This is a genomic window from Acinetobacter sp. OYA S30, assembly GCF_033599315.1.
In the GTDB taxonomy this organism is placed as follows: Bacteria; Pseudomonadota; Gammaproteobacteria; order Pseudomonadales; family Moraxellaceae; genus Acinetobacter; species Acinetobacter baumannii.
Genome location: NZ_JAWVAV010000025.1, coordinates 21512 through 44389, shown reverse-complemented (window position 1 = coordinate 44389; position 22878 = coordinate 21512). Strand labels below are relative to the sequence as shown.

Annotated in this window: 19 protein-coding genes and 1 pseudogene; 12 read left to right on the top strand and 8 right to left on the bottom strand. The window is 37.6% G+C overall.

What is annotated here, in order from left to right; translation table 11 throughout:
• Positions 1 to 5: 5 nt before the first annotated feature.
• Entirely contained in the window at positions 6 to 1022 is a 1017-nt protein-coding gene (gene sppA / locus R5R67_RS12885; RefSeq protein WP_001286615.1) for a signal peptide peptidase SppA, read from the bottom strand.
• Between the two features lie 136 nt (positions 1023 to 1158).
• On the opposite strand from sppA, the gene R5R67_RS12880 reads away from it, so the two are divergent.
• A complete protein-coding gene (locus tag R5R67_RS12880; RefSeq protein WP_001984639.1) occupies positions 1159 to 2142 on the top strand; it encodes a lysophospholipid acyltransferase family protein in 984 nt (327 codons plus the stop codon).
• On the opposite strand, the gene R5R67_RS12875 is transcribed toward R5R67_RS12880, so the two are convergent.
• From R5R67_RS12875 to R5R67_RS12865, 3 genes are all read right to left on the bottom strand, one after another.
• On the bottom strand, positions 2095 to 4527 hold the full coding sequence (locus tag R5R67_RS12875) for a DNA internalization-related competence protein ComEC/Rec2 (protein WP_000472710.1): 2433 nt from the start codon (positions 4525 to 4527) through the stop codon (positions 2095 to 2097). The genes R5R67_RS12880 and R5R67_RS12875 overlap by 48 nt on opposite strands.
• Before the next feature lie 84 nt (positions 4528 to 4611).
• Positions 4612 to 5298 carry a lipoprotein-releasing ABC transporter ATP-binding protein LolD gene (lolD, locus tag R5R67_RS12870; protein WP_000049406.1) on the bottom strand — a complete coding sequence of 229 codons (687 nt, stop codon included), beginning with the start codon at positions 5296 to 5298 and terminating at the stop codon, positions 4612 to 4614.
• A complete protein-coding gene (locus R5R67_RS12865; RefSeq protein WP_001984636.1) occupies positions 5291 to 6526 on the bottom strand; it encodes a lipoprotein-releasing ABC transporter permease subunit in 1236 nt (411 codons plus the stop codon). The genes lolD and R5R67_RS12865 overlap by 8 nt, the downstream gene beginning before the upstream one ends.
• A 137-nt stretch (positions 6527 to 6663) precedes the next feature.
• On the opposite strand from R5R67_RS12865, the pseudogene R5R67_RS19735 reads away from it, so the two are divergent.
• Positions 6664 to 6744, top strand: a pseudogene (locus tag R5R67_RS19735) (PilZ domain-containing protein); the annotation flags it as partial.
• 29 nt (positions 6745 to 6773) lie between these two features.
• On the opposite strand, the gene R5R67_RS12855 reads toward R5R67_RS19735, so the two are convergent.
• Positions 6774 to 7682: a DMT family transporter gene (locus R5R67_RS12855; protein WP_001140078.1), complete on the bottom strand. Its 909-nt coding sequence runs from the start codon at positions 7680 to 7682 to the stop codon at positions 6774 to 6776.
• Between the two features lie 10 nt (positions 7683 to 7692).
• The gene (locus R5R67_RS12850; protein WP_001985538.1) at positions 7693 to 8178 is read right to left on the bottom strand and encodes a YaiI/YqxD family protein; all 486 of its coding nucleotides are present in this window, start codon (positions 8176 to 8178) and stop codon (positions 7693 to 7695) included.
• Between the two features lie 256 nt (positions 8179 to 8434).
• Here R5R67_RS12850 and R5R67_RS12845 point away from each other — a divergent pair, with 256 nt between their 5' ends.
• On the top strand, positions 8435 to 9376 hold the full coding sequence (locus tag R5R67_RS12845) for a hypothetical protein (protein ID WP_000795877.1): 942 nt from the start codon (positions 8435 to 8437) through the stop codon (positions 9374 to 9376).
• Positions 9377 to 9409: 33 nt separating this feature from the next.
• A complete protein-coding gene (locus R5R67_RS12840) occupies positions 9410 to 9556 on the top strand; it encodes a hypothetical protein (protein ID WP_000691794.1) in 147 nt (48 codons plus the stop codon).
• 57 nt (positions 9557 to 9613) lie between these two features.
• Here R5R67_RS12840 and serC read toward each other — a convergent pair whose 3' ends face one another.
• The gene (serC, locus tag R5R67_RS12835; RefSeq protein ID WP_001203177.1) at positions 9614 to 10693 is read right to left on the bottom strand and encodes a 3-phosphoserine/phosphohydroxythreonine transaminase; all 1080 of its coding nucleotides are present in this window, start codon (positions 10691 to 10693) and stop codon (positions 9614 to 9616) included.
• A 379-nt stretch (positions 10694 to 11072) separates the two neighbouring features.
• Between serC and R5R67_RS12830 the strand changes: the two genes are divergently transcribed.
• The 8 genes from R5R67_RS12830 to R5R67_RS12795 all read left to right on the top strand — a co-directional run bounded on the left by R5R67_RS12830 (position 11073) and on the right by R5R67_RS12795 (position 19988).
• Positions 11073 to 12560 carry a TolC family protein gene (locus R5R67_RS12830; protein ID WP_001142057.1) on the top strand — a complete coding sequence of 496 codons (1488 nt, stop codon included), beginning with the start codon at positions 11073 to 11075 and terminating at the stop codon, positions 12558 to 12560.
• Positions 12561 to 12572: 12 nt separating this feature from the next.
• Positions 12573 to 13694 (top strand): HlyD family secretion protein, encoded by a 1122-nt coding sequence (locus R5R67_RS12825; protein ID WP_001070881.1) that lies wholly within the window; start codon positions 12573 to 12575, stop codon positions 13692 to 13694.
• Between the two features lie 3 nt (positions 13695 to 13697).
• Entirely contained in the window at positions 13698 to 14828 is a 1131-nt protein-coding gene (locus R5R67_RS12820) for an ABC transporter permease (protein ID WP_323125673.1), read from the top strand.
• Complete coding sequence (locus R5R67_RS12815) at positions 14825 to 15916, top strand: ABC transporter permease (RefSeq protein WP_000657718.1); 1092 nt, start codon at positions 14825 to 14827, stop codon at positions 15914 to 15916. Before R5R67_RS12820 ends, R5R67_RS12815 begins: the two co-directional genes overlap by 4 nt.
• Before the next feature lie 264 nt (positions 15917 to 16180).
• Positions 16181 to 16975: a ChbG/HpnK family deacetylase gene (locus R5R67_RS12810; protein ID WP_001140932.1), complete on the top strand. Its 795-nt coding sequence runs from the start codon at positions 16181 to 16183 to the stop codon at positions 16973 to 16975.
• Entirely contained in the window at positions 16972 to 17952 is a 981-nt protein-coding gene (locus R5R67_RS12805; protein ID WP_001022409.1) for a glycosyltransferase family 2 protein, read from the top strand. Before R5R67_RS12810 ends, R5R67_RS12805 begins: the two co-directional genes overlap by 4 nt.
• A complete protein-coding gene (locus R5R67_RS12800) occupies positions 17952 to 18332 on the top strand; it encodes a GtrA family protein (protein ID WP_000457365.1) in 381 nt (126 codons plus the stop codon). Before R5R67_RS12805 ends, R5R67_RS12800 begins: the two co-directional genes overlap by 1 nt.
• Before the next feature lie 9 nt (positions 18333 to 18341).
• A complete protein-coding gene (locus R5R67_RS12795) occupies positions 18342 to 19988 on the top strand; it encodes an ArnT family glycosyltransferase (protein WP_001188114.1) in 1647 nt (548 codons plus the stop codon).
• Between the two features lie 51 nt (positions 19989 to 20039).
• Here the strand turns inward: R5R67_RS12795 and gyrA are convergent, their stop codons facing one another.
• Complete coding sequence (gene gyrA / locus R5R67_RS12790; RefSeq protein ID WP_000116449.1) at positions 20040 to 22754, bottom strand: DNA gyrase subunit A; 2715 nt, start codon at positions 22752 to 22754, stop codon at positions 20040 to 20042.
• Positions 22755 to 22878: the final 124 nt, after the last annotated feature.

Here is a 22878-nt window from a genome sequence, read left to right as displayed (position 1 = left end):
TTAAATTATTGTAGTTTTGCGTCCTGACTTGTTTGTAAGCGTTCAGCAACCGACTCACTTAAACCTTTCCCCATTTCTGATCCCATTCGCCCTAGAATAGATTGTAATGGGTTACGTTCAATCGTGTAGTCAACTTTATTATCAAGCTTCAGTTCACGCATCAAGCTTGTAATGTTACCTGAACGGTCAGCTACGCCTAACTGAATTGCTTGCTCGCCAGTCCAGAAAAGACCAGAGAAAATAGCAGGATCATTAGTTTTTAAGCGTTTCCCACGTCCTTCTTTAACTGCGTTAATAAAGTGAGTATGAACATTATCGAGTACAGATTGGATATGTTGTCTTTGTACAGGATTAATCGGTTTTGTCATACTTAAAATGTCTTTATTCGTCCCCGCTGTAAGAGTTCGGTCTTCAATTCCTAGTTTTTGAGCTAAACCAGTAATGCCATAGTTTGGCATAATGACACCAATTGAACCTACCAAACTTGATGGATTCACAATAATTTCATCGGCAGCAGAAGCAATATAATAAGCACCCGAAGCACCCATATCGCCAATTACCGCATAGACTTTCTTGTCAGGATGCTCTTTTTTCAAATAGCGAATTTCCTGCCAGATTTCATCTGACTGAACAGGTGAACCACCAGGAGAATTAATATTAAGGGCAATTGCTTTACTATTCGATGCCTCAAAAGCACGTTTAAGCGCTTTGTTTGTATCTTCACTATTCACAGCCTGATTGCTTGAAGCATCAATAGTTCCAATAATATCAACTACTGCAAGGTGAGCACTGCTACTACTTGCTGTAGAGCCATCTTTAGTGGTCGAACAGCCTTTGCCCATTAAGACGATAATGAACAATAGATAAATAAAAGTAAGTGTTTTAAAGAATATACCCCAGCGACGACTACGGCGTTGTTCTTCTACAGAAGCCAGTACAGCTTTCTCAAGGATTTGCCATTCTGGTCCGTTCTGTTTAGGGGTTATAGGTTCATTTTGTGGTTTTGGTGGCCAATCGGACATAAAATTCCAATCCAAATCAATCGAAATGATGTCATTATATACGTTGATTTGATAAAAACTGTCTAAATAATATGATTTCATTTATAATATTTTTGTCTTTTTTTACTTGTTGTTTCTTCCTTACTTACTGCTATAGATGACTAGACCAGATTCAAAAAGCATGAACTATCAATTACTCAAAACATTTAGCCGCCAACCCATTCAATTTGGGCGTTTTCTTGCTCGTCTGTTAGCAGGACTTGTAAATACTCTAAAAATTACTAGAACATCAAAAAGTATTGAGCTTAACTTAAGAATTGCGCTTCCGTATTTAACACCTCAGCAGCGTATAGCGATTACAGAAAAAGCTGTAAGAAACGAATTAACTTCATATTTTGAGTTTTTAAGTATTTGGGGCTCATCAAATAGTAAAAATATCTCACGCATTCACCGTATTGAAGGTGAACATTTTTTTCATGAAGCATTGGCTGCAAAAAAAGGTGTAGTTCTTATTGTTCCACATTTTGGTACGTGGGAAGTCATGAATGCATGGTGTGCTCAATTCACATCAATGACCATTTTATATAAACCCGTTAAAAATGCTGATGCAGACCGTTTTGTGCGAGAAGCCCGTAGCCGTGAACAAGCGAATCTCGTCCCTACCGATGAAAGCGGTGTAAGACAAATTTTTAAAGCATTAAAGCAAGGTGAAACGACAGTAATTTTGCCGGATCATACCCCTAATGTGGGTGGAGATATGGTGAACTATTTTGGTGTTCCACTTGCTTCAAGTAATTTAAGCGCAAAACTCATCCAGAAAACTAAAGCAAAAGCTCTGTTTCTTTATGCGATCCGTAATGAAAACGATGGCTTTACCATGCATATCGAGCCAATGGATGAGAAAATCTATGAAGGCACTGCGGACGATGGAACGTATGTCATCCATCAAGCGATTGAGCAACTCATTTATCAATATCCAGAACACTATCACTGGAGCTATAAACGTTTTAAAGCGAACCCTGCTTTAGACAATATCTATAATATCGATCCGACAGAAGCACTTAAAATTGTAGATAGGCTCAAAGCAGAAGCTTTAAAAACCTCTACTCAACCAGAGCCTATCCAAACGTCGGTCATGTAAAACTATTTTGTGATTTTCCAACACAAAACTTAAGGTCCCTTGTTCCACAGTGCTTTTTAGCGGAATATGTAGAGCTTTTAAACGTGCTATAACTTGTTGGCTAGGATGGCCATAACGGTTATCAAACCCTGCCGATGCAATGGCCAGTTTAGGTTTTAAGGTCGCCAAGAAATCATAAGCCGAACTGTGCTTACTTCCATGATGCCCTAGCACCAACACATCTATCTTCAAGTTAGGATAATCTTTTAATAACTCGTATTCAGCTTCCCATCCTGCATCGCCCATAATAAGAAAATTTTGGTAACCACCAACTTTTTTAAATTGAAGATATACAACACAAGAATATTGATTCTGATTAGAAGCAACAAAAGCCAGATCTTTTTCTTTAGGCCATAAAATTTGAATATCTAACTCAGGATAATGCCATTGTTGCCCTTGATAGCAATATTGGAATGGTTGCTTTAAATCATTTGGTAATTGTTCATTCGAAATAAGCTGCTTTACAGGAATCTCTTGTTGAATAAGAGGAAACGCGCCACTATGGTCTTGATCAAGATGGGATAGCACAACATGATCTAGTTGTCTTACGCCTTGCTGACGTAGAAAAGGCACTACAACATTTTGTCCAATACTAAATATTTTTTCATCGTAAGAACCGCCTGTGTCAATTAACCAGTTTTGTTCGGGATGTTGTAGAAAAATAGCCTGCCCCTGGCCAACATCTAAAATATTAAGCTGAATTTGCTGACTCGTTTTGTTCATAATAACTAAGGGTAAACAACATAATATTCCCCAAGTTTTGGGCAGAATTCCTTTAGGTAAAAATAAAATAATAATGGCACAACTAATCGCTAATAAAGACAGTGGCGTCAAGCTTATACCTTGTAATGTTAAAGAGAGTTTTTCTAATAAGCCCAAACAACTCAGCAATATGCTGAGCAACATATCATTGAAATGAAAAAGTATATTTCCAAATGGTTTTATTACAAACCATGCGCAAGCAGCCATGATGTTTAAAGGGACAATAACACCCCCAACAATAGGCACGGCAATAATATTGGTTAATGGAGCAACCCAAGAAATTTGTTGAAAGAAAAGTAAGGTTAAAGGACTCAATGCAATAAATATTTTGCCTTGAGATTCAATTAACACCTTACTCATAAAAATCATTTTTGAACTCAGACTCAAAAAATGTTGCTCAGGTAGCTGCGCTATAGTTTGGTAAATTCTTAATAAAATAAAACATGCCCCATAAGACAGCCAAAAACCTGCAGAAAGCACACTAAACGGGTCCATTAGCAACAGTAGACTTGCACTATATACGAGTAATGTAAAAGGTTTAATAGGTTGTTTTAATAATAGAAAACCAATAAATATAAATGCTGATAATAATGTTCGTAGTGCAGGAATTTCGAAACCTACAAATGCAGTATAAATTAAAACACCAAGGCAGCATGGTACAGCCATCAAAACCTGTTTCGGTTTCCATAAATAAATTTGAGGATAATAACGACTAATAAATTGATGACATGCCCAAGATAACATAATGGCAAAAATGAGCACATGTGGGCCTGAGATCGCCAATAAATGACTAATTCCTAATTGTTTGAACTGTAGTTGAGTTTCATCTGATAAAAGACTTTCATCACCTGTCAGCAAAGCTAAAATTAAACCCTTTTGCTGTAAAGATGAGCTGTTTAATATTTGCCTAAAAGTTAAGCGAAGTTTTTCTATATTTAAACGAAAACTATTGGAAAAAGACTGTTGTTCTTTTAAATGTTGCTGATAGCCCAATCGATAGATTTCATCGAGACTTAAAGGCTCAATATATCTCACGTTAAAACCAGACATAATATTTCGCTGAATAAACCACTTTTCCTGATCAAAAGCTCCTGGGGTGGCATAACTATGCGCAGGTCTTGTTTTTCCAGATATTCGATAATAGTGACCTAATTCAAGATTCTGATTATTCTTTAATAAATTTTGATTATTACTTTTTAAATATAGCAACCAATTCACCGGTTCTTTAGAAAGATTTAGAACTTGTGCAGTTTGTTGAACCTTATTATCTTTTTCTTCACTTAAACGGTTTATATAAACAATAATGTCGAGATTTCGGGTATCCGTTTCTCTTTGTTCTAATCGTTCAATCAGTGCTTTTTCAGCATAGTGGTAACCAACCATAAAAAGACTTGTTGTACATAATAAGCAAAACACTGCCTTTAAAAATGGTCGATCAACGAACATTGGTCGTTTATAAAGATAAAAAATAAAGGCAAGTAACAGTAGAGCCTCGCCCACTTTTTCATATTGCATGATTAAAGGGAAATCTATTCCCATCAATGCAATACCGCCAATCCACCCCAATAGAATAATCTTAAACATTTAAAAATCTAGTCATTATCATTTTAGGGGCAAAATTAAAGCCCAACTCAGTGGGCTTTAACAATGTGATTTAATGACAATTTTTTAAGAACCGTTTACCCACAGCCCATCTTCCATATGCAAGATTGAATCTGCTGCCTGAGCTAATTGCTCATCATGGGTCACAATTAACATTGCCATGTTTAGTTCTTTCTTAAGATCGGTGAGCAACTCGAAAATACCTACTGCTGTTTTACGATCTAGGTTACCCGTAGGCTCATCAGCTAGTACTACCGCAGGCTTAGTCACTAATGCACGAGCAAGTGCAACACGTTGACGCTCACCACCTGAAAGTTCACCTGGTTTATGGTCCATACGATGAGATAGCCCAACTCGATCTAGCAAATATTCAGCCTGTGCCTTTACCGACTTATATTGACTGTCTGCTCGAAGCATTAAAGGCATTGCTACATTTTCAAGAGCAGTAAATTCAGGTAATAAATGGTGGAACTGGTAAACAAAACCTAAGTATTGGTTACGTTGAAAGCCACGTTCCGCTTCACCTAAATTATCAAAGCGCTGACCATTCAAAAATACCTGTCCTTTAGTCGGCTGATCTAAGCCACCAAGTACATGCAACAAAGTACTTTTACCTGAACCACTTGCTCCGACAATAGATACAAACTGCCCTGCTTCCACTTGCAAAGAGAGACCTTTAATGACTTCAACCTTAGATTTACCGTCATCAAAATGTTTATAAATATCTTTTGCTTCTAAAACGACTTTACTCATAACGCAATGCCTCGGCAGGTTGAACTTTGGCTGCACGAAGCGCCGGATAAATAGTTGCCAAGAAACTTAAGAGTAAAGAAACAATCACAATAATTGTCACGTCTTGCCATCTTAAGTAAGAAGGTAAGTAATGTACAAAATAGGCATCGAACAGATTAAGTCCGAGAACATTATTAAACCAAGAAATAATATCGCTGATCGTAAGTGCCAGAATAACCCCTAAAACCGTACCCGCAACTGTACCGATCACACCAATAACCGTACCTTGCACCATAAAGATTTTAGTAATCATAGATGGCGATGCACCTAAAGTACGTAAAATTGCAATGTCTGATTTTTTGTCAGTCACGACCATAACTAAAGACGAAACAATGTTAAATGCAGCAACTACAATAATCAGTACAAGCAATAAACCAACTAATGTTTTTTCCATTTGGATGGCATTAAATAAGTTGCCATGTGTATAAGTCCAGTTGGTTGCGTAGAAATTGCTTGGTAAATTTTTCACAATGTCATCGGCAACTTGAGGAGCGGCAAAAATGTCATCTAATTTTAGACGAACGCCTTGAGCGCCATCAGGTAAACGCAATAAGGTTGAAGCATCATATAAAGCAATGTATCCAACCATCGAGTCAACTTCAGCACCTACACTGAAAATACCCACCACTTTAAAGCGTTTAAAACGAGGTACAACACCAGCTGGAGATGGAGTCGCTTCAGGTAAAACCAATGTCACGCTATCGTTTAAACGTAAGCCAAGCGAATCGGCCATGTCTTTACCAAGTACGATACCGAATTCACCTTTTTTAAGTGAGTCGAGACTACCGGCAACAATATGGTTTTGAATGATAGAGACATTCTTTTCATATTTAGGATCAATACCCGTCACCATAATACCTGCCACTTGCCCTTGAGCAGTTAACATACCTTGCAATTGGGTAAAAGGTGCAACTCCTGTCACGTGGGGATGATTTTCAACTCGTTTAACCAGTTCAGGCCAATCCGTAAGGATTTGCGTCGATGAAACTGTCGCTTGCGGTACCATTCCCAAAACACGATTTTTTAATTCGCGGTCGAAACCGTTCATTACAGAAAGTACCGTAATTAGTACAGCGACACCAAGTGTCAAACCGACCATCGAAACCAATGCAATAAAAGAAATAAAATGATTACTGCGTCGAGCGCGAGTATATCTCAACCCTATATACAGTGAGATTGGTTTAAACATACCTTCTAAATCCAAGGTCATTGATGGAAAAAGAGAAGTGTCCATTCACACTTCTTATTTAGCCATATCGTTAGATGCTGTATTAAGGCTTAAAAATCAGTAAGTTCTGATCTATCCTTAACAATCCTAATATTATATTGCTGCGCTATTTTCTACTACTTAAGATATGAGATCAATTTGATCATGCATTTAGCTACGAATTAGAACAATTTAATGAATAAGCTCAACAAATTACCCTCATCTTCTCCTACTTAGACTTAATATGTTGAGCAAAATTACGATTTGCTTGAATGTCTTTATAAAAATATAGAAATAGACCAAATAAGATAATGAAAGCTCCCACAAAAACCATAATCGACAATTGTTCATGGTTTAAAACAGCTCCAATGATCATTGCTAGCATTGGTGTAATGACTGTCGTTAACGATAAAGTGGTTGGTTTTATATTCTGAACAAGTTTGAAATAACAGAACATAGCCACAAGTGAAGCCATCAGAACTGTATAAATTAATGCAAATAAAGATTTAGCTTGTGGTAAATGAGTCGGTGCATATTGCCAAATAAATGGAATAAGGCAGCTTGCCAAAATTGAAGAAACCAAGATCGAACCGGTCGCTTGAGCCATTGGCTGAATTTTGGCATTCACTTTCTTTACCCAAAATATAGAAAATGAATAAACAAAAACACTGACCAACATTAAGACAATGCCAAATGGATGCACATGTTGATTTGAACCATTTAAACAAATGATCGCTAGTCCACAAACAGCAACAGCCATACCTAGCCACTGCAATTTAAAAAGATGCTGACCAAAAGCAAAACGACCAATCAACCCAGCCATAATGGGTGCTAGACCAAACATCAAGGCAATCATGCCAGAACTTAAATATTGGGTCGCAGCATAGGTAAAAATTTGCGAGCCGATTAAACTAAAAGACCCTGCAAAATAACTATGTAAAGCTTGCTTATGAGTTGGAAAAGAAGTTTTTAGAACAAGTAAAACAATAACCGACAGAGGCAAAGCTATATAAAACCGTAACAGTAAGGCCCACATGACATGTAAGTCAGATACGCTCCATACAATGGCTAAAGGTGTCGTTGCCCAGATAAATACAAGCAAGACATAAGTTGAAGCCAAGTTGGTTTGGGATGGCATAAGAGGCTCACTAAGCAGTTTTACGTTTTTGCTTTAAAATCGTTTGGTCGAGTGCGCTAGAAAATTCGCGCTTATCACGTTCTGAAATAGGTGGTGGACCACCCGTCTGTACACCTGCGCCGCGCAACGTATCCATAAAATCACGTAAGTGCAAACGTGCTTTTACGTTCGCTGTGGTATACACCTCACCACGTGGGTGAATCGCAATACCACCTTTCTCAATAACTTGAGCTGCGAGCGGAATATCTTGCGTAATGACAATGTCATTTTCAGACATACGATTCACAATTTCCTGATCGGCTTGATCGGCCCCACTTAAAACTTGCAGAGATTTAATACGTACTGAAGGAGTAATACCGACATTTTGATTGGCTACAAAAATCACTTCTAATTGATAACGATCCGAAGCTCTTAAAATGACTTCACGCAAAATTTTAGGTAATGCATCTGCGTCTACCCACAACTTGAATGGCAGCACGTTATTCTCTATTTCCACTAAAAATATAAGTCTAACAGATGCATTTCATTAGAGAATAGCGCTAAATATAAAACTTGTTTTCTAAATTTAATTTGAACAATATGTTAATGATTATTTATATGCACTCTTAACAACACATGTTTTGCTAGATGGAGAACTTTTTAATAACTAAATACGTGCTTTTACAAGAGAATTTACATATATTGACTTGAAAAATAGCAATTACCCTCGATTTAATATATCAAGTGAGATAAACCCAACATCAATCGTACCTATGAAAAATCAAAACAGTCCAGAAGTTATTACGGTAAACGACCAAAATTTTGGTAGTCATGGAGAGCATTGGAATCTACTGACTTCCCGTCCAGAGACAGATGTACCAAAATGGCTTGGACTAGCGCTTGATGCTCCTGTAATGCCAATGGGTTTATGCCAAAATGAAGACGAAATGGATCAATCTTTTTGGCTCATTCAAGGCCCACAAGGTCAGAAGGTCACTATTAATCAAATTATTGCAGTTGAAAATCAAAAACCTCGCGCTTTAAAAACTGCCTTCCCGAGTTTTGATAGTCCTTATCAATATAATGCCCAAATTGAGCGCATCATTACTTGTGACTCTGCTACTCAAGCGGTATTAAGTTTAAAATTAAATAAAAGTACAACGATTTATGCATTTGATAATTTATTTAGCGTTAATCGTTGCCAATATGACAAAACCCAAACTTATCAAGTCCAATTTAATGCATGGGCCTATGAATTAGAATCAGTGCCTGCGGGAGAAACAATTGTCGTAGATGATCCAGCGTCAATTAAACATCACCGTGCATTAAATGCGATTTTAACTGAACATAATGGAATTGCACCCGAAAACCTACAAGAACTGATTAATGAATGGCAACCAAAAACTAAAGAAGATCAAGAACCTGTAACGGTTGATTTTTCTAAAATGGTTGCATATTTATATGGAGAAAATCTTGGTCAAGAAGATGAAGCTTGGTTCCAAGGTAATATTGTCGGTAAAACTTCAATGTCATTTATGGGTGCAGAATATACCCTTTATGATGTCACTTTAGTTTTAGAAGACAACCTTCCTGCCATATTAGTGCGCATTGCTACAAAAAATGATTTGTACAAAAACTTTAATATTGGCGAATATATTCGTGGCAATATCTGGATTCAGGCGAATATTTATGCTAAAAATAGTGAAACTAATTGAATTTCACTAATATTTTAAAAATTAGGCTATTGAATGAAGATTATACCTGAACAAACCACCAGCCTCATTCAAACTAGTAACCCACGTATAAGGGTCGATACTGGTGCGTTTTGCTTTTTCGTTTTGGGTATGTTCTTAGCCGCAATTATGATACATCAATTTGGTTTTATGCCTTTTTAATTGATCATTTATATAAAAATAAAGCCCTCTTTTTGAGGGCTTTATTCATTTTATAATTTAACCATTACGTTTAGCAAAATCATCCATAAAGCGGATAAGCGCCTGAACGCCTTCTAATGGTACAGCGTTATAAATACTTGCACGCATACCACCTACTGAGCGGTGACCTGCTAAGTTCAATAAGTGATTTGCTTCAGCTTCTTTCAAGAATTGCTTTTCTAAAGCTTCATCTGCCAAAGTAAATGGTACATTCATAATTGAACGATTTGGAATGGCAATCGGGTTATTATAAAAGTCGCTTGAATCGATATAACCATAGAGTAACTGAGCTTTTTCAAGGTTAACTTTATGGATAGCATCTACCCCACCCTGCTCTAGTAACCATTCAAATACTAAACCAGACAAGTACCAAGCATAAGTCGATGGTGTATTTACCATAGAGCCATTCTTGGCTTGATCAGCATATTTTAAAATGCTTGGAATTTCTGCTTTAGCTTGATCCAGTAAGTCATCACGGATAATAACAATTGTTAAACCAGCAGGACCAATATTTTTTTGCGCACCTGCATAGATGAGACCAAATTTCGAAACATCAAGTGGAGCAGATAAAATGCTTGATGAGAAGTCACATACCAGTGGTGCTTTAACATCAGGAACGCTAGCAAACTGTAAACCGCCAATTGTTTCGTTATCGGCATAATGGACATAAGCTGCATCGTCAGATAAGTTCCAGTCGCTTTGCTCAGAAATGGCGAACTTACCGTCTACTTTAATACCAGCTTCTACAACATTAATATCGCCATAACGTTTTGCTTCTTTTAAAGCTTTTTCAGACCAAATGCCAGTATGGATATAATCTGCTTTGTTATTTTTTCCAAGCAGATTTAAAGGAATTGCTGAAAATTGTAATGACGCGCCACCTTGTAAAAATAGCACTTTATAGTTTTCAGGAATATTCATGAGCTTACGCAAATCTGCTTCAGCTTTTTCCGCAACAGCAACATAGTCAGCACTACGGTGACTCATTTCCATGATGGATAGGCCCTTACCTTGCCAATCCAACAATTCTTGTTGAGCTTTTTCTAAAACGGCAGTAGGTAATGCAGCAGGACCAGCACAGAAATTGTACGCGCGCATGATTTTTCCCTTGTAAAAGTGAAACACAATAAAAAAAGGCATTTAACCACAGATTGCTTAAGGTTGCAGCAGCTTCTCTAGTAAATATTTCAATGCTAGGGCGTGTTTATGCCTATTTTTTCAATAACTATTTTATTTATTTCATTGCTTTCACTTATTTTTTTATAAGTTTTATTAAATAAAGTTCAACTTGACTTGTGAATATAGTTTCCCATACTGTGATGAACATATAAAAACTTGCTGTATGATTTTCCATCAAGCAAAAATAAACTCAAAATCATTTTGTGCTTTTATACAATTGTATAATAAACAATATGATAATTGAATTTAATAACAAGAAATTTAAACTATAAGGGATGATCAAAAATTGTTATATAAAATGCCAACACATCAATATCGACAGTCTAAACGTCCTTTTTTGTTTAAACCCAATTACCTTGCGTTGGTATTGGGAGTATTAATTGCAACGCCTATTTATGCGCAAAGTTTAAGTTATGCTGAAGCAGAACAACAGGCTTTAAAAAGCTCATACAGCACTCAAGCCAACCAAGCATTACAACAAGCCTCTCAGTTAGAAGCCAAAGCGGTAAAAGGTTTAGGACTCCCCAGAGTTGATTTAAATGTGAGAGCATATGCTTTTCATAGCGAAACAGATGTACCCTTAGGCTCTTTTAAACAAAAACTTGAAAATGATTTAAGCCAAGGACTCAATGATAAATTATCCCAGTGGAACAATGTCATTCCATCAGATGTTTTAGGTCAAGTTCAGGAAGGCTCAAACCAAATCATACATGACGGTATAAATCGTTTTCCTGACTACGCTAATTTGACTGTAGAAGACCAAGTAGTCCGACCATCTATTTCAGTGGTGATGCCGCTCTACACAGGGGGCTTAACGACTAGTGCAAAAAAAATAGCTAACATTCAGGCTCAACGCTCCGAGCTTTCAAGCCAACAACAACAAGATATCCAGCGCTTCGAAGTCGTACAAAGTTATTTTAATGTGCAATTACAACAACAACTGGTTGCAAGTAGTCTATTTAACTTTAATGCAATGCAAAAACATTACAGCAATGCGTTAAAGCTCGAACAGCAAGGTTTTATTAGTAAAGGGCAACGTATGCAGTTTGAAGTTGCTCGTAACAATGCCGAACGAACTCTACAAAATGCGCAGGCAAATCTGAATGCTAGCCAATTTAATTTAAACAATCTTTTGCACCAGCAAAATAATGCTGATTTAAGTACTCCTCTTTTTGTAAATACTGTTCGTAGCCAATCGTTAGAATCTCTTTTAAGCAGTTACTCTCAAAAATCTAGCCTTGTGCAAAAAATGCAGTTAGACACTCAATTGGCAAATGCAAATATTCAGGCTCAACAAGCAGCAAAAAAACCGAGTCTTTTCGCTTTTGGTGAGTATTCACTCGATGAAAATGAAAACTGGATTGTAGGTGTTATGGCAAAATACAATCTTTTTTCTGGCGTAGATAAAAATAAGAATATTCATGCTGCCGAGTTAAAACGTTATGCTTCAGAACTCATGACTGAACGAACTAAACAAGAGATTGAAGCATTATTGAATAAGTCTTATAACGAGCTCAATTCAGCACAGCAAAGTCATACGCTATTACAAAGGAATATCAGCGCAGCTCAAGAAAACCTACGTATTCAGGAACTTTCTTTCCGAGAAGGCATGGGTACAGCGACTCAAGTGATCGATGCACAAAATGCATTAAGTGCTTTAAAAACAGAAATGGCTTTAAATGCTTATAAATATGTCATGTCGCTCGCAACTCTGTTGCAAAGCCATGGTTCTATGGACCAGTTTAAAGCTTATGTGACTCAACCACACACTGACTATATTCGCTAATGGGGGCATAACATGAATCAAGACTCAGCTCATTCAGAACAAAATTCTCCTGTTGCGGGTACGGCAGAAACTCACCAAAATCAGCAAAATACTCAAACCGACAATACTCAAGAAGTAAAAACGAGTAAAAGTGATTCTCAACCTCCTAAAAATTCGAAAATTAAACTAATTATTGCGGTCGTGGTTATTGCTCTATTAGGATTAATCATTTTTGGTTTGTGGAAAAGCTATCAACCTAAGCCTATTGAATTACAAGGCCGAGTTGAGGCTGAAACAGTTCATGTCAGTACTAAGGTTCCGAGCCGTATTGAAGAAATTTATGTGCAAGAGGGCCAGAAAATTTCCAAAGGTCAGCCCCTTGTTCGTTTAGTCAGCCCTGAAATAGAAGCTAAAAAACAACAAGCTTTAGCCACCCTACAATCAGCTTTGGCATTTCAATCTACGGTAGACCGAGGCTCTCAACAGGAAAATATTGATACTCTTTATGCCAATTGGCAGAGTATGAAAGCACAGGCAAACCTTGCTAAAACCACTTATCAACGTGGAGAAAATTTATATAGACAAGGTGTTATTTCTCGTCAAAGACGAGATGAGATGTTAGCCGCACAGACTTCTGCTCAAGAGTTAAGTGAAGCAGCTTATCAACAATATGCTCGAGCAAAGCGCGGAAGTACCAGTCAGCAGAAATCTACAGCGGATGCACAAGTTGAGATTGCAAAAGCCGCGGTAAGTGAAGCTCAAGCACTTGAGGCAGAAACTCGTTTACTCGCTCCTATTTCAGGTACAGTTTCAAAAACTTATGGCAAACCTTCTGAACTCGTTGCTATGGGTGTACCTGTTGTCAGCATTTTAGAAGATGATGATTTGTGGGTTAGTTTAAATGTCGGTGAAAACCAATACGCTTCTGTTTATAAAAACAAAACACTGGAAGGTTTTATTCCTGCGCTGAATCAAAGTGTGATGTTTAAAGTGAAAAATATTGATGCCGAAGGCGAATTTGCCACCATTAAAACCACACGTCAGACCGGTGGTTATGACATTCGTAGTTTTAAATTACATTTGGTGCCTGAGCGTCCTGTCAAAGACTTAAAAGTGGGCATGAGTGTTCTATTTAAAATTAAAGAAGAAAAATAAAACATGTTTGCCAGCATATTACGTGAACTAAACTATTTAAGAAGCAATAAATGGGATTTGTGTATGGTGACACTCATCCCTGCTTTTATCATTTTTTTGTTTAGCAGCATGTTTTATGCAGGTAAAGCTGAACATTTACCCATTGCCATTATTGATCAAGACCAGAGTGAACTGAGCCGTAATATTGGAAAGTATCTTTCGCTAAATCATACAGTCGATATAAAAACAATTACTACAAGCTCAAGTGAAGCCGAGAGATTACTCAATGAAACCAAAATATGGGGTTATGTTTTTATTCCGGATGGTGCCGAAAAACGTTTTGTGAAAGCTCAAGATGCTCAAATCAGTATTGCTTTTAACCAATCTTTTTTTAGTGTCGGGAACACGATTTCCTCGGCGATGTTAGTCAGCACTCTCAATGCTTTAGCAGACTATGCTGGCCAGAATTATCTTGCAAATAATATTCCCTATTTAGATGTACCTACAGCACACGTCAAAATTTCAACGCTTTATAACCCAAGCATGAGCTATGAGTTCTATTTAGAACCCTTCATGGTTCCAGCCGTATTACATTTATTACTATGTTGCTGTGTGGCATTTGCCATTGGACAAGAAATTAAACGCGGCACACTAACACAGTGGGTGAACCGAGAGAGTTTTATTCAAGGCTTATTGGCTAAAAATTTGCTGTATAGCTTTATTTTCTGTTTCTGGACTTGGTTATGGATGTTTTGGCTGGTTGAAATTCGAGGCTGGTTTGTAGCAGGTTCACTAAGTTTCTTATTAGCTGCTCAGTTCTTGCTTTATTTTTCTTATGCTTTAATTAGTAGTACCGTCATTCTCGCGACCAAAAATTTAAGTAAAACTTTTGGTTTTATTGCAGTATATGGCGGATCTTCTTTAAGTTTTGCAGGCGTTACTCTACCATTAAATAATGCACCGATTTTCACTAAATTTTGGTCACTGATTATTCCGTACACCCCTTATGCAAAGCTCCAGACCGAACAATGGGTGATTGGAAGTCCACTTTTCATTTCGATGTCTCCTTTCTTAATACTTATTGGCTACTGCCTTATTTATTTCTTTTTAAGTTGTTTGCTGCTTAAAAAACTGGTTCAAGGAGCAACACCATGAAGGAATTTTTAAAGGCTTACGTTCAAACATTTAAAGATATTGTTAGTAACAGTTCAGTTTTCACAACACTTATTTTATCCGTCATTCTTTATAGCTTTTTTTATCCGACAGCCTATAAAGCTGAGCGCGCAGAATCAATTCCAATTGTCATTGTTGATGAAGAACAAAGTCTTTTAACTTCTCAAGTCATTGGTCAAACAGCTAATAGCCCTCACGTTAAAATTGTTGATGTCACTGGTAATTTTCTTGAAGCTGAACAAATGGTTCGTGAACAAAAAGCCGATGGTATTTTACTTTTACCAAGCAATTTAACGCAGAGCTTACGCCGCGGAGAAACTGGCGGAATCGGCTTATACTTAAGCACAACCAACTTTTTAAAAACTAAAGAAATTGGGTTAGGTCTTGCCACCTCTATTGAAGCAACTTTAAAGAAATATATTGAAAGGTTTGGACAACGTACACACTTCCAGCCTGCTCTTTCTATTCATCAAATGCCTTTATTTAATACGCTTTCAGGCTACGGTAGTTATATTTTTCCTGCAGTTGCATCACTTATTATTCACCAAACAATTGTGTTAGGTCTGGCCATGCTGGTTGCAAGTTACCGCGAACAACATGAAAAAATTACCCCTATTCGTTTTGCAGGAATTTTTGCCAGTATCTTTACAATTGGTTGTTTAGGAAGTTTTTATCTTTTTGGTTTTACCTTGTGGTTCAATGACTATCCACACGGTGGAAACTTTATCGGTTTGCTAGTCGCTGTTCCTATTTTTATTAGCTGTGTAATTGGACTAGGTATGCTGATTGGCTCACTTTTAGACATGCCGGAACGTGCCGGTCATATTATTGTATTTAGCTCAGTTCCTCTTTTCTTATTAACTGGTGCCGCCTGGCCTCATCAAGCCATGCCTGAATGGTTGCAATGGTTTGCTTGGTATTTACCCTCTACACACGGCGTACAGATGTTTGTACAACTTAATCAAATGGGCGTTCCTTTAAATGTCGTGGCCCCGAAATTAATTTTTCTTGCGACTATTGGGGTTATATTTTTAATTACTGCCTATTCACGTTTAAAAGTATCTAAATAAACTTATTTACAGGCTAATTAAAGTGTACAGATTATATTTTTATTTACTATAAAATCTTATAGTTAAAGCTTATTTCTTAAAAAAATTGACTTAAATTTTATAAAAAATCAAATAAATTCAATAAATTAATTTATATCAATTGTCATAAAACCTTAAGAAAACTTTAAGTTGGAATTAAGGAAATTTCTCCATATTAAAAACGTATAGTTTTTCAGCAGCTAAGCAGAATAATTCTGTAACCCTGCCCTATGGTGGAATTTAGATATGGCAAAGGTGTGCTATTGCGCAGATGACTTTGCAATGAATGCAGAAATATCTGACGCAATTATTCAACTTATTGAACAAGGTGCGCTTCAAGCCACCTCATGTATGACCCAATCTGATTTATGGGAAACTGCTGCTGCCAAATTAAAACCGTTTAGTGATCGAGTTGATATAGGTTTACATTTAAATCTTACCCATGCTTTCGCTTCGGGTAATCTGGTTTTTCCCTTACCTATGCTTATAGTCCGAGCATGGTCTGCAAGTCTTAATCGCGAATTAATCACTCAATGTATTGAGGAGCAATGGGACTTATTTGTTTCAGTATTAGGAAAACAACCTGACTTTATAGATGGTCATCAACATATTCATCAATTTCCATTTATACGTGATATTTTGCTGCAATTACTAAAAGAGAAAAAATTTACGGGTTGGATTCGAAATTTACAACAGCCGATCAATCCCCCTCATTACCGTTTTAAAACTTGTATGCTCTCAGCATTAGGTTCTAACTCTTTGGCAAAAGCTTGCCAGACATATCACTTTAATCAAAATGGCCAATTTGCTGGCATCTATGATTTCAAACTGACCAATTATGGCCAACTCAATCAATATTGGCTTGCGAATGCAAAAGACCATTTACTGATTATGTGCCATCCAGCACTTGCACAATCAAAGGATCAAGATCCAATTCAACACGCCCGAATTCAAGAATATCAATACTTCAGTTCGGATCAGTTCCAACTTGATTGTCAACAATACGGTATCCAGCTCACCAGACTAGGGGCAATGCAATGAATATAAAACCCTTTTTATCCTGCGTTGTTCCAGCCTACAACGAAGCAGAGAATTTAAAAACCTTTATTCCTGCTTTGGCAAATAGTCTAAAACAGCAAAATCTTAGCTATGAAATTATTGTGGTAGATGATGGAAGTAAAGACGATACCATTCCAATTTTACAAACAATGATTGAGGATTATCCTTTAGTTGTGCTGGAGCTTTCACGGAACTTTGGCAAAGAAGCAGCTTTAAGTGCCGGTTTAGACCATGTGACTGGTGAAGTTGCTCTACTGATTGATGCTGATTTTCAACATCCATTTGAAGCAATTCCAACCATGATTAATCTTTGGAAAAATGGTTATGACATGGTCTATGGTATTCGTAATCGTACAACCGAATCATGGCTTAAACGTGTTTTAACCCAAGCTTATTACCGTATTTTAAACTTAAGTTCACCTATTGATATTCCAGAAAGTGCTGGAGATTTCCGGCTTCTTGATGCAAGAGTTGTTGAAGCCATCAAACAGTTACCAGAAAAAAATCGTTATATGAAAGGCCTATATGCTTGGGTTGGCTTTAAAAGTATAGGCATTAATTTTTCTGAGCAAGAACGTCAACATGGCCGTTCTAGCTTCAACTTAAAATCTCTTTTTAACTTAGCCATGTCAGGTTTAACGGGTTTTTCTGATTTACCTTTACGCGTATGTATTTACTTAGGTGCAATTCTAGCCTTAGGTGCGATGAGCTACGGAGTGTGGATTATCATTAAAACTTTGATTGAGGGAATTTCCATTCCGGGCTGGGCAACACTTGCGGCAGGTATGACGCTATTAGGTGGCATTCAATTGTTATTCATTGGAATTTTAGGTGAATACATTGGCCGCATTTATGCTGAAGTTAAAAACCGCCCAAAATATATTATTTCTACCGAACATTCTCGTACTAAGCAGGAACATTCAATCGCCCACCAAGAAAATACGTTCTCTAGTTTCTAATGTTTGCTCATATTCTTCAGCTTGCGCGGTTTACTACTACAGGGACCGCAGCAGCACTTACTCATTATAGTGTAGCCATGCTTCTATTTAAGAAACATGTTGCACTGCAATATGCCAATTTATGCGCTTTTCTACTCGCCTATTGGGTGAGCTATTTTGGGCACCGCGTTTTTACGTTTAAAGCGCAACATCTTACGCATCGGCAGACTCTCCCGAAATTCACGTTGGTTGCCAGCTTAGGGTTTTTATTTAATGAAAGTTTTCTTTTACTTTCAAACCTCTATTTTAACGTACCTGTTTCAACCTTAGTGTGTACTGCAATTGTTCTGACATCTATGGTGACTTTTTTACTTAACCGTTTTTTTGCATTCCAACATTAAGGATTATGTATGCAGCAATGGCTTCGTAGTTCCAAATTTTTATTAATATTCTTACCGATTTGGCTATTTGTTTTGTCTTGGATTAGACCCTTATCTGTACCAGATGAAGGTCGCTACGGAGATATTAGCCGTACTATGTTCGAATCTGGAGACTGGTTAACTCCACGAATCGATGGCTTACCTTTCATGCATAAGCCTCCTTTACTACATTGGTTAAGTTCTATGTTTATGGAGCTTTTTGGTGTGCATGTATGGGTGTTACGTTTAGTACCTGTTTTGGCTGGTACCCTCATGTTAGTGGGACTATTTTTATTTGTAAAAAAGCATATTTCAGAAAGCGTTGCACAACTTACCGTTATTATTTTAGCCACTAACCTGCTTTTTTTTGGTAGTAGCCAATACATTAACCATGATTTACTGCTCGCCTCTTGGATCACCATTAGTGTTTTATGTTTTGTGGACTTCACCATTTATGCACGGAAATCTATTTTATTTTTAGGTTATATCGCTGGTGCAGCAGCCTTCTTAAGCAAAGGCTTAATTGGAATTTTAATTCCCGGCATGATTCTTTTACCGTGGTTAATTTACACCAAGCAATGGAAGAAAATACCTTCTCTTCTTAATCCATTGGCTATCTTGTTATTTTTATTCATCGTTAGTCCGTGGCTCTACTTGGTACAAAGTAAATATCCTCAATTTTTACACTATTTTTTTATTGATCAACAATTTAATCGTTTCAGTTCAAAAGAGTTTAATAACAAACAACCATGGTGCTTCTATCTGATGATTTTATTTGTCAGTTTTTTACCATGGCTTTTTGCGAGTAGATTTACGTCTATAAAAACCATTTTTAAAGATTATAAATCATGCTCTTTACTTGCCCTATTTGTATGGTGGTTTGTTTCTGTTACGGTTTTCTTCTCTATTCCGCCTTCTAAGCTAGCAGGCTATATTTTACCTGCTGTTCCGCCTTTTGCCATTTTCTTCGCGCTTGTGATGAATAAGGTTCTTGAAAGCAGTAATAAAACCAGATTGCAGACTTGGGGTATTCCTGTATTTACTATACTTGTTGGAATTGGCGTTAGTGCAACACCACATTTTATTCGTGCACATCAGCCTTTTTTCCAAAACCAAGCCATATTTATTTATCTCATTGGTGCCTTATTAATTGTGCTTCCACTTGTGTTAGTTGGGCTATATAAAAAACAGAAATTGAAATATTTGACCTATATTTTTATAAGTTTAATTGTTCTATGTAGTGCAGTCCCATTTGCTGTTCGTATTTTAGATACCAAAAACAATGTAGGCCAAACAGATTTTGCTGAGTACATTGCCCCATCTACAAAAATCGTTTTCTACAATTATTATTTCTATGATGTTCCATTCCTTTTAAAACTTAAGCAGCCCGTTTATATCGTAAACCAATGGGATACTGTACATTCAGATAGTGCCTCTTTAGAAATTAAAGATGGTTTGTTATTTGAACCGCAACTCAAAAAGTACTTGTGGAGCGAACAGCAGCTTCAAGATGCTCTAATGCAAAAACAAGATCTGATCGTGATAAGTCAACCTCATAATTTTGCAACTAAAGACCCGTCAGTAAAAACTTTGCATTACAGAAACTATGATGTGTTTATTTTCCATCCCTCGAAATAAACCAGAAATAAAAAAGGAAGCCGAAGCTTCCTTTTTTTATTTTAAAACGTTTTACTCTTCAGAAGTATCTTCATTATTAGATACAGCTTCTTCGCTATCAGTTTCAGTCGTATCTACTTCACCTTCAAGAAGTTCTTCTTCGTCTTCTACAGCTTCAATTGAAACTACGCCAACGAGCGTTTCTTCTTCGCTTAAACGGATCAGACGAACACCTTGAGCATTACGGCCTGTCATTGCAACTTCTGCAGCACGCGTACGAACAAGCGTACCACCATCAGAAATTAATAATAACTCTTTGGTTTCATCAATAGAAACTGCACCAACTAGCTCACCGTTACGTTCACTTGTCTTGATCGCAATAACACCCTTACCACCACGTTTCTTGGTCGGGAAGTCATTTACTGGAGTACGTTTACCATAACCGTTGGCACTCGCACACAGTACTTCACCTGTCTCAGGCACAACAACAAGCGATACGATGCGACTTACTAGACTTGAATCTGCTGAATCATCATTATCATCTGAATCATCATTTTCAACATCTGCATCTTCTTCACTTAAGGTGCTGCTTGCAAAGCTTACACGCATACCACGTACACCTTTCGCTGTACGACCCATTGCACGTACGTCAGTTTCAGCAAAACGAATTGCTTTACCTTCGTTAGAGAACAACATGATTTGCTGATTACCATCAGTAATCGCAACACCAATTAAGGTATCTTCTTCATTAAGTTCAATAGCACGTAGACCATTTGAACGAATGTTTGCAAATTGTTCTAACTCAACACGCTTAACCGTACCAGAAGCTGTCGCCATAAACACATAGTGGTTTTCCGGGAACTCGGTTAACGGCAAGATTGCGGTTACGGTTTCTGTTGCATCTAGAGGTAACAAGTTCACGATTGGACGGCCTTTTGCCCCACGTGATGCTTGAGGAACCTCAAATACTTTCAGACGGTACACTTTCCCCACATTGGTAAAGCAAAGTACGGTCGCGTGGTTCGATGCTACAATCAGATGTTGAATAAAGTCATCATCTTTCATTGAAGTCGCAGACTTACCACGTCCACCACGGCGCTGTGCCTGATAGTCTGAAAGTGGTTGAGTTTTTGCATAGCCCGTTTGCGAAACCGTTAATACCACTTGTTCTTCTGGAATTAAATCTTCACGGCAGAAATCAACACGAGATTCAACAATTTCGGTACGACGTGCATCGCCATATTGTTGTAAAACTTGTGCCAACTCTTCGCGAATAACACCCATTAACAAGTTGAAGTCATTTAAAATTGCAGTAAGTTCAGCAATTTGACCTAAAATTTCAGTATATTCCGCATGTAACTTGTCTTGTTCAAGACCAGTTAAACGGTGTAAACGTAATTCTAAAATTGCGCCTACTTGTGTTGGTGACAGACGATAAATTGAATCACTTAAACCAAATGGACGATTTGGATCTTCACCTTCAATTTCATCTGGGCGAACAGAAATTGCACCAGCTTTTTCAAGTAGTGCAACAACGCCACCACCTGCCCACTCACCCGCAAGTAAACGCTCACGCGCTTCAGCAGGGTTTGCAGAAGTTTTGATGGTTTCAATAATTTCATCAATATTGGCTAAGGCAACTGTCAAGCCTTCCAAGATATGACCACGTTCACGTGCTTTACGTAATTCGAACATGGTACGGCGTGTCACAACTTCTTGGCGGTGACGAATAAATGCCGCAATAATATCTTTTAGATTCATCAATTTTGGTTGTCCATTGTCTAGACAAACCATGTTGATGCTGAATGAGTTTTCAAGCTGGGTATTTAAGAATAAGTTATTTACAACGACTTCTGCGTTTTCACCGCGTTTCAAGTCAATTGCAATACGCATACCTTCTTTATCAGACTCATCACGAAGTTCTGAAATACCTTCAAGCTTTTTCTCTTTTACTAACTCGGCAATACGTTCAATAACTCTTGCTTTGTTTACTTGATATGGAATTTCAGTAAAGACGATGGTTGTACGACCTGTCTTTTCATCTTCTTCGAAATGGTATTTACCACGAATGTGTAAACGACCTTTACCGGTACGGTAGGCATCAACAATACCTGATTTACCGTAAATAATACCGCCTGTAGGGAAGTCAGGACCGGTAATGTATTCCATCAATCCTTCAATCGAGATATTCGGATTGTCAGCATAAGCCAAACAAGCATTCACAACTTCTGTCATGTTGTGTGGTGCCATGTTAGTTGCCATACCTACAGCAATACCAGCAGCACCGTTAATTAACAAGTTTGGAACACGTGTCGGAAGTACTTCAGGGATACGTTCCGAACCGTCGTAGTTATCTTCCCAGTCAACTGTGTCTTTTTCTAAATCTGCAAGAAGCTCATGTGCCAGCTTAGTCATACGGACTTCGGTATAACGCATTGCCGCGGCGCTATCGCCATCGATCGAACCGAAGTTACCCTGACCATCAACCAATAAATAACGTAAGCTAAAGTCTTGAGCCATACGAACAATGGTTTCATAAACAGCTGAGTCACCATGCGGGTGATATTTACCGATTACGTCCCCAACGACACGAGCAGATTTCTTGTAGGCTTTGTTATAGTCATTGCCCAATTCGTGCATGGCATAAAGCACACGACGGTGAACAGGTTTAAGACCGTCTCTCACATCCGGCAATGCACGAGATACAATTACACTCATCGCGTAATCTAAATATGAATGCTTGAGTTCGTCCTCAATGGCAATCGGTCGGATTTCCGATACGCTCATGCATACTCCTTCTTACAGATAGATATTTCTATCCGTTTATATGTCTTGATCTTGCAAAAAATTTAGTTCCGGAAAGTGAACTAAAATCGAAAAAAATATAGCTGTATACTATAGCATAAAAGCG

Coding starts and splice junctions, on each gene's coding strand:
- sppA (WP_001286615.1), bottom strand. CDS start 1,022: ATGTCCGATTGGCCACCAAAACCACAAAATGAACCTATAACCCCTAAA.
- R5R67_RS12880 (WP_001984639.1), top strand. CDS start 1,159: ATGACTAGACCAGATTCAAAAAGCATGAACTATCAATTACTCAAAACA.
- R5R67_RS12875 (WP_000472710.1), bottom strand. CDS start 4,527: ATGTTTAAGATTATTCTATTGGGGTGGATTGGCGGTATTGCATTGATG.
- lolD (WP_000049406.1), bottom strand. CDS start 5,298: ATGAGTAAAGTCGTTTTAGAAGCAAAAGATATTTATAAACATTTTGAT.
- R5R67_RS12865 (WP_001984636.1), bottom strand. CDS start 6,526: ATGTTTAAACCAATCTCACTGTATATAGGGTTGAGATATACTCGCGCT.
- R5R67_RS12855 (WP_001140078.1), bottom strand. CDS start 7,682: ATGCCATCCCAAACCAACTTGGCTTCAACTTATGTCTTGCTTGTATTT.
- R5R67_RS12845 (WP_000795877.1), top strand. CDS start 8,435: ATGAAAAATCAAAACAGTCCAGAAGTTATTACGGTAAACGACCAAAAT.
- R5R67_RS12840 (WP_000691794.1), top strand. CDS start 9,410: ATGAAGATTATACCTGAACAAACCACCAGCCTCATTCAAACTAGTAAC.
- serC (WP_001203177.1), bottom strand. CDS start 10,693: ATGCGCGCGTACAATTTCTGTGCTGGTCCTGCTGCATTACCTACTGCC.
- R5R67_RS12830 (WP_001142057.1), top strand. CDS start 11,073: ATGCCAACACATCAATATCGACAGTCTAAACGTCCTTTTTTGTTTAAA.
- R5R67_RS12825 (WP_001070881.1), top strand. CDS start 12,573: ATGAATCAAGACTCAGCTCATTCAGAACAAAATTCTCCTGTTGCGGGT.
- R5R67_RS12820 (WP_323125673.1), top strand. CDS start 13,698: ATGTTTGCCAGCATATTACGTGAACTAAACTATTTAAGAAGCAATAAA.
- R5R67_RS12815 (WP_000657718.1), top strand. CDS start 14,825: ATGAAGGAATTTTTAAAGGCTTACGTTCAAACATTTAAAGATATTGTT.
- R5R67_RS12810 (WP_001140932.1), top strand. CDS start 16,181: ATGGCAAAGGTGTGCTATTGCGCAGATGACTTTGCAATGAATGCAGAA.
- R5R67_RS12805 (WP_001022409.1), top strand. CDS start 16,972: ATGAATATAAAACCCTTTTTATCCTGCGTTGTTCCAGCCTACAACGAA.
- R5R67_RS12800 (WP_000457365.1), top strand. CDS start 17,952: ATGTTTGCTCATATTCTTCAGCTTGCGCGGTTTACTACTACAGGGACC.
- R5R67_RS12795 (WP_001188114.1), top strand. CDS start 18,342: ATGCAGCAATGGCTTCGTAGTTCCAAATTTTTATTAATATTCTTACCG.
- gyrA (WP_000116449.1), bottom strand. CDS start 22,754: ATGAGCGTATCGGAAATCCGACCGATTGCCATTGAGGACGAACTCAAG.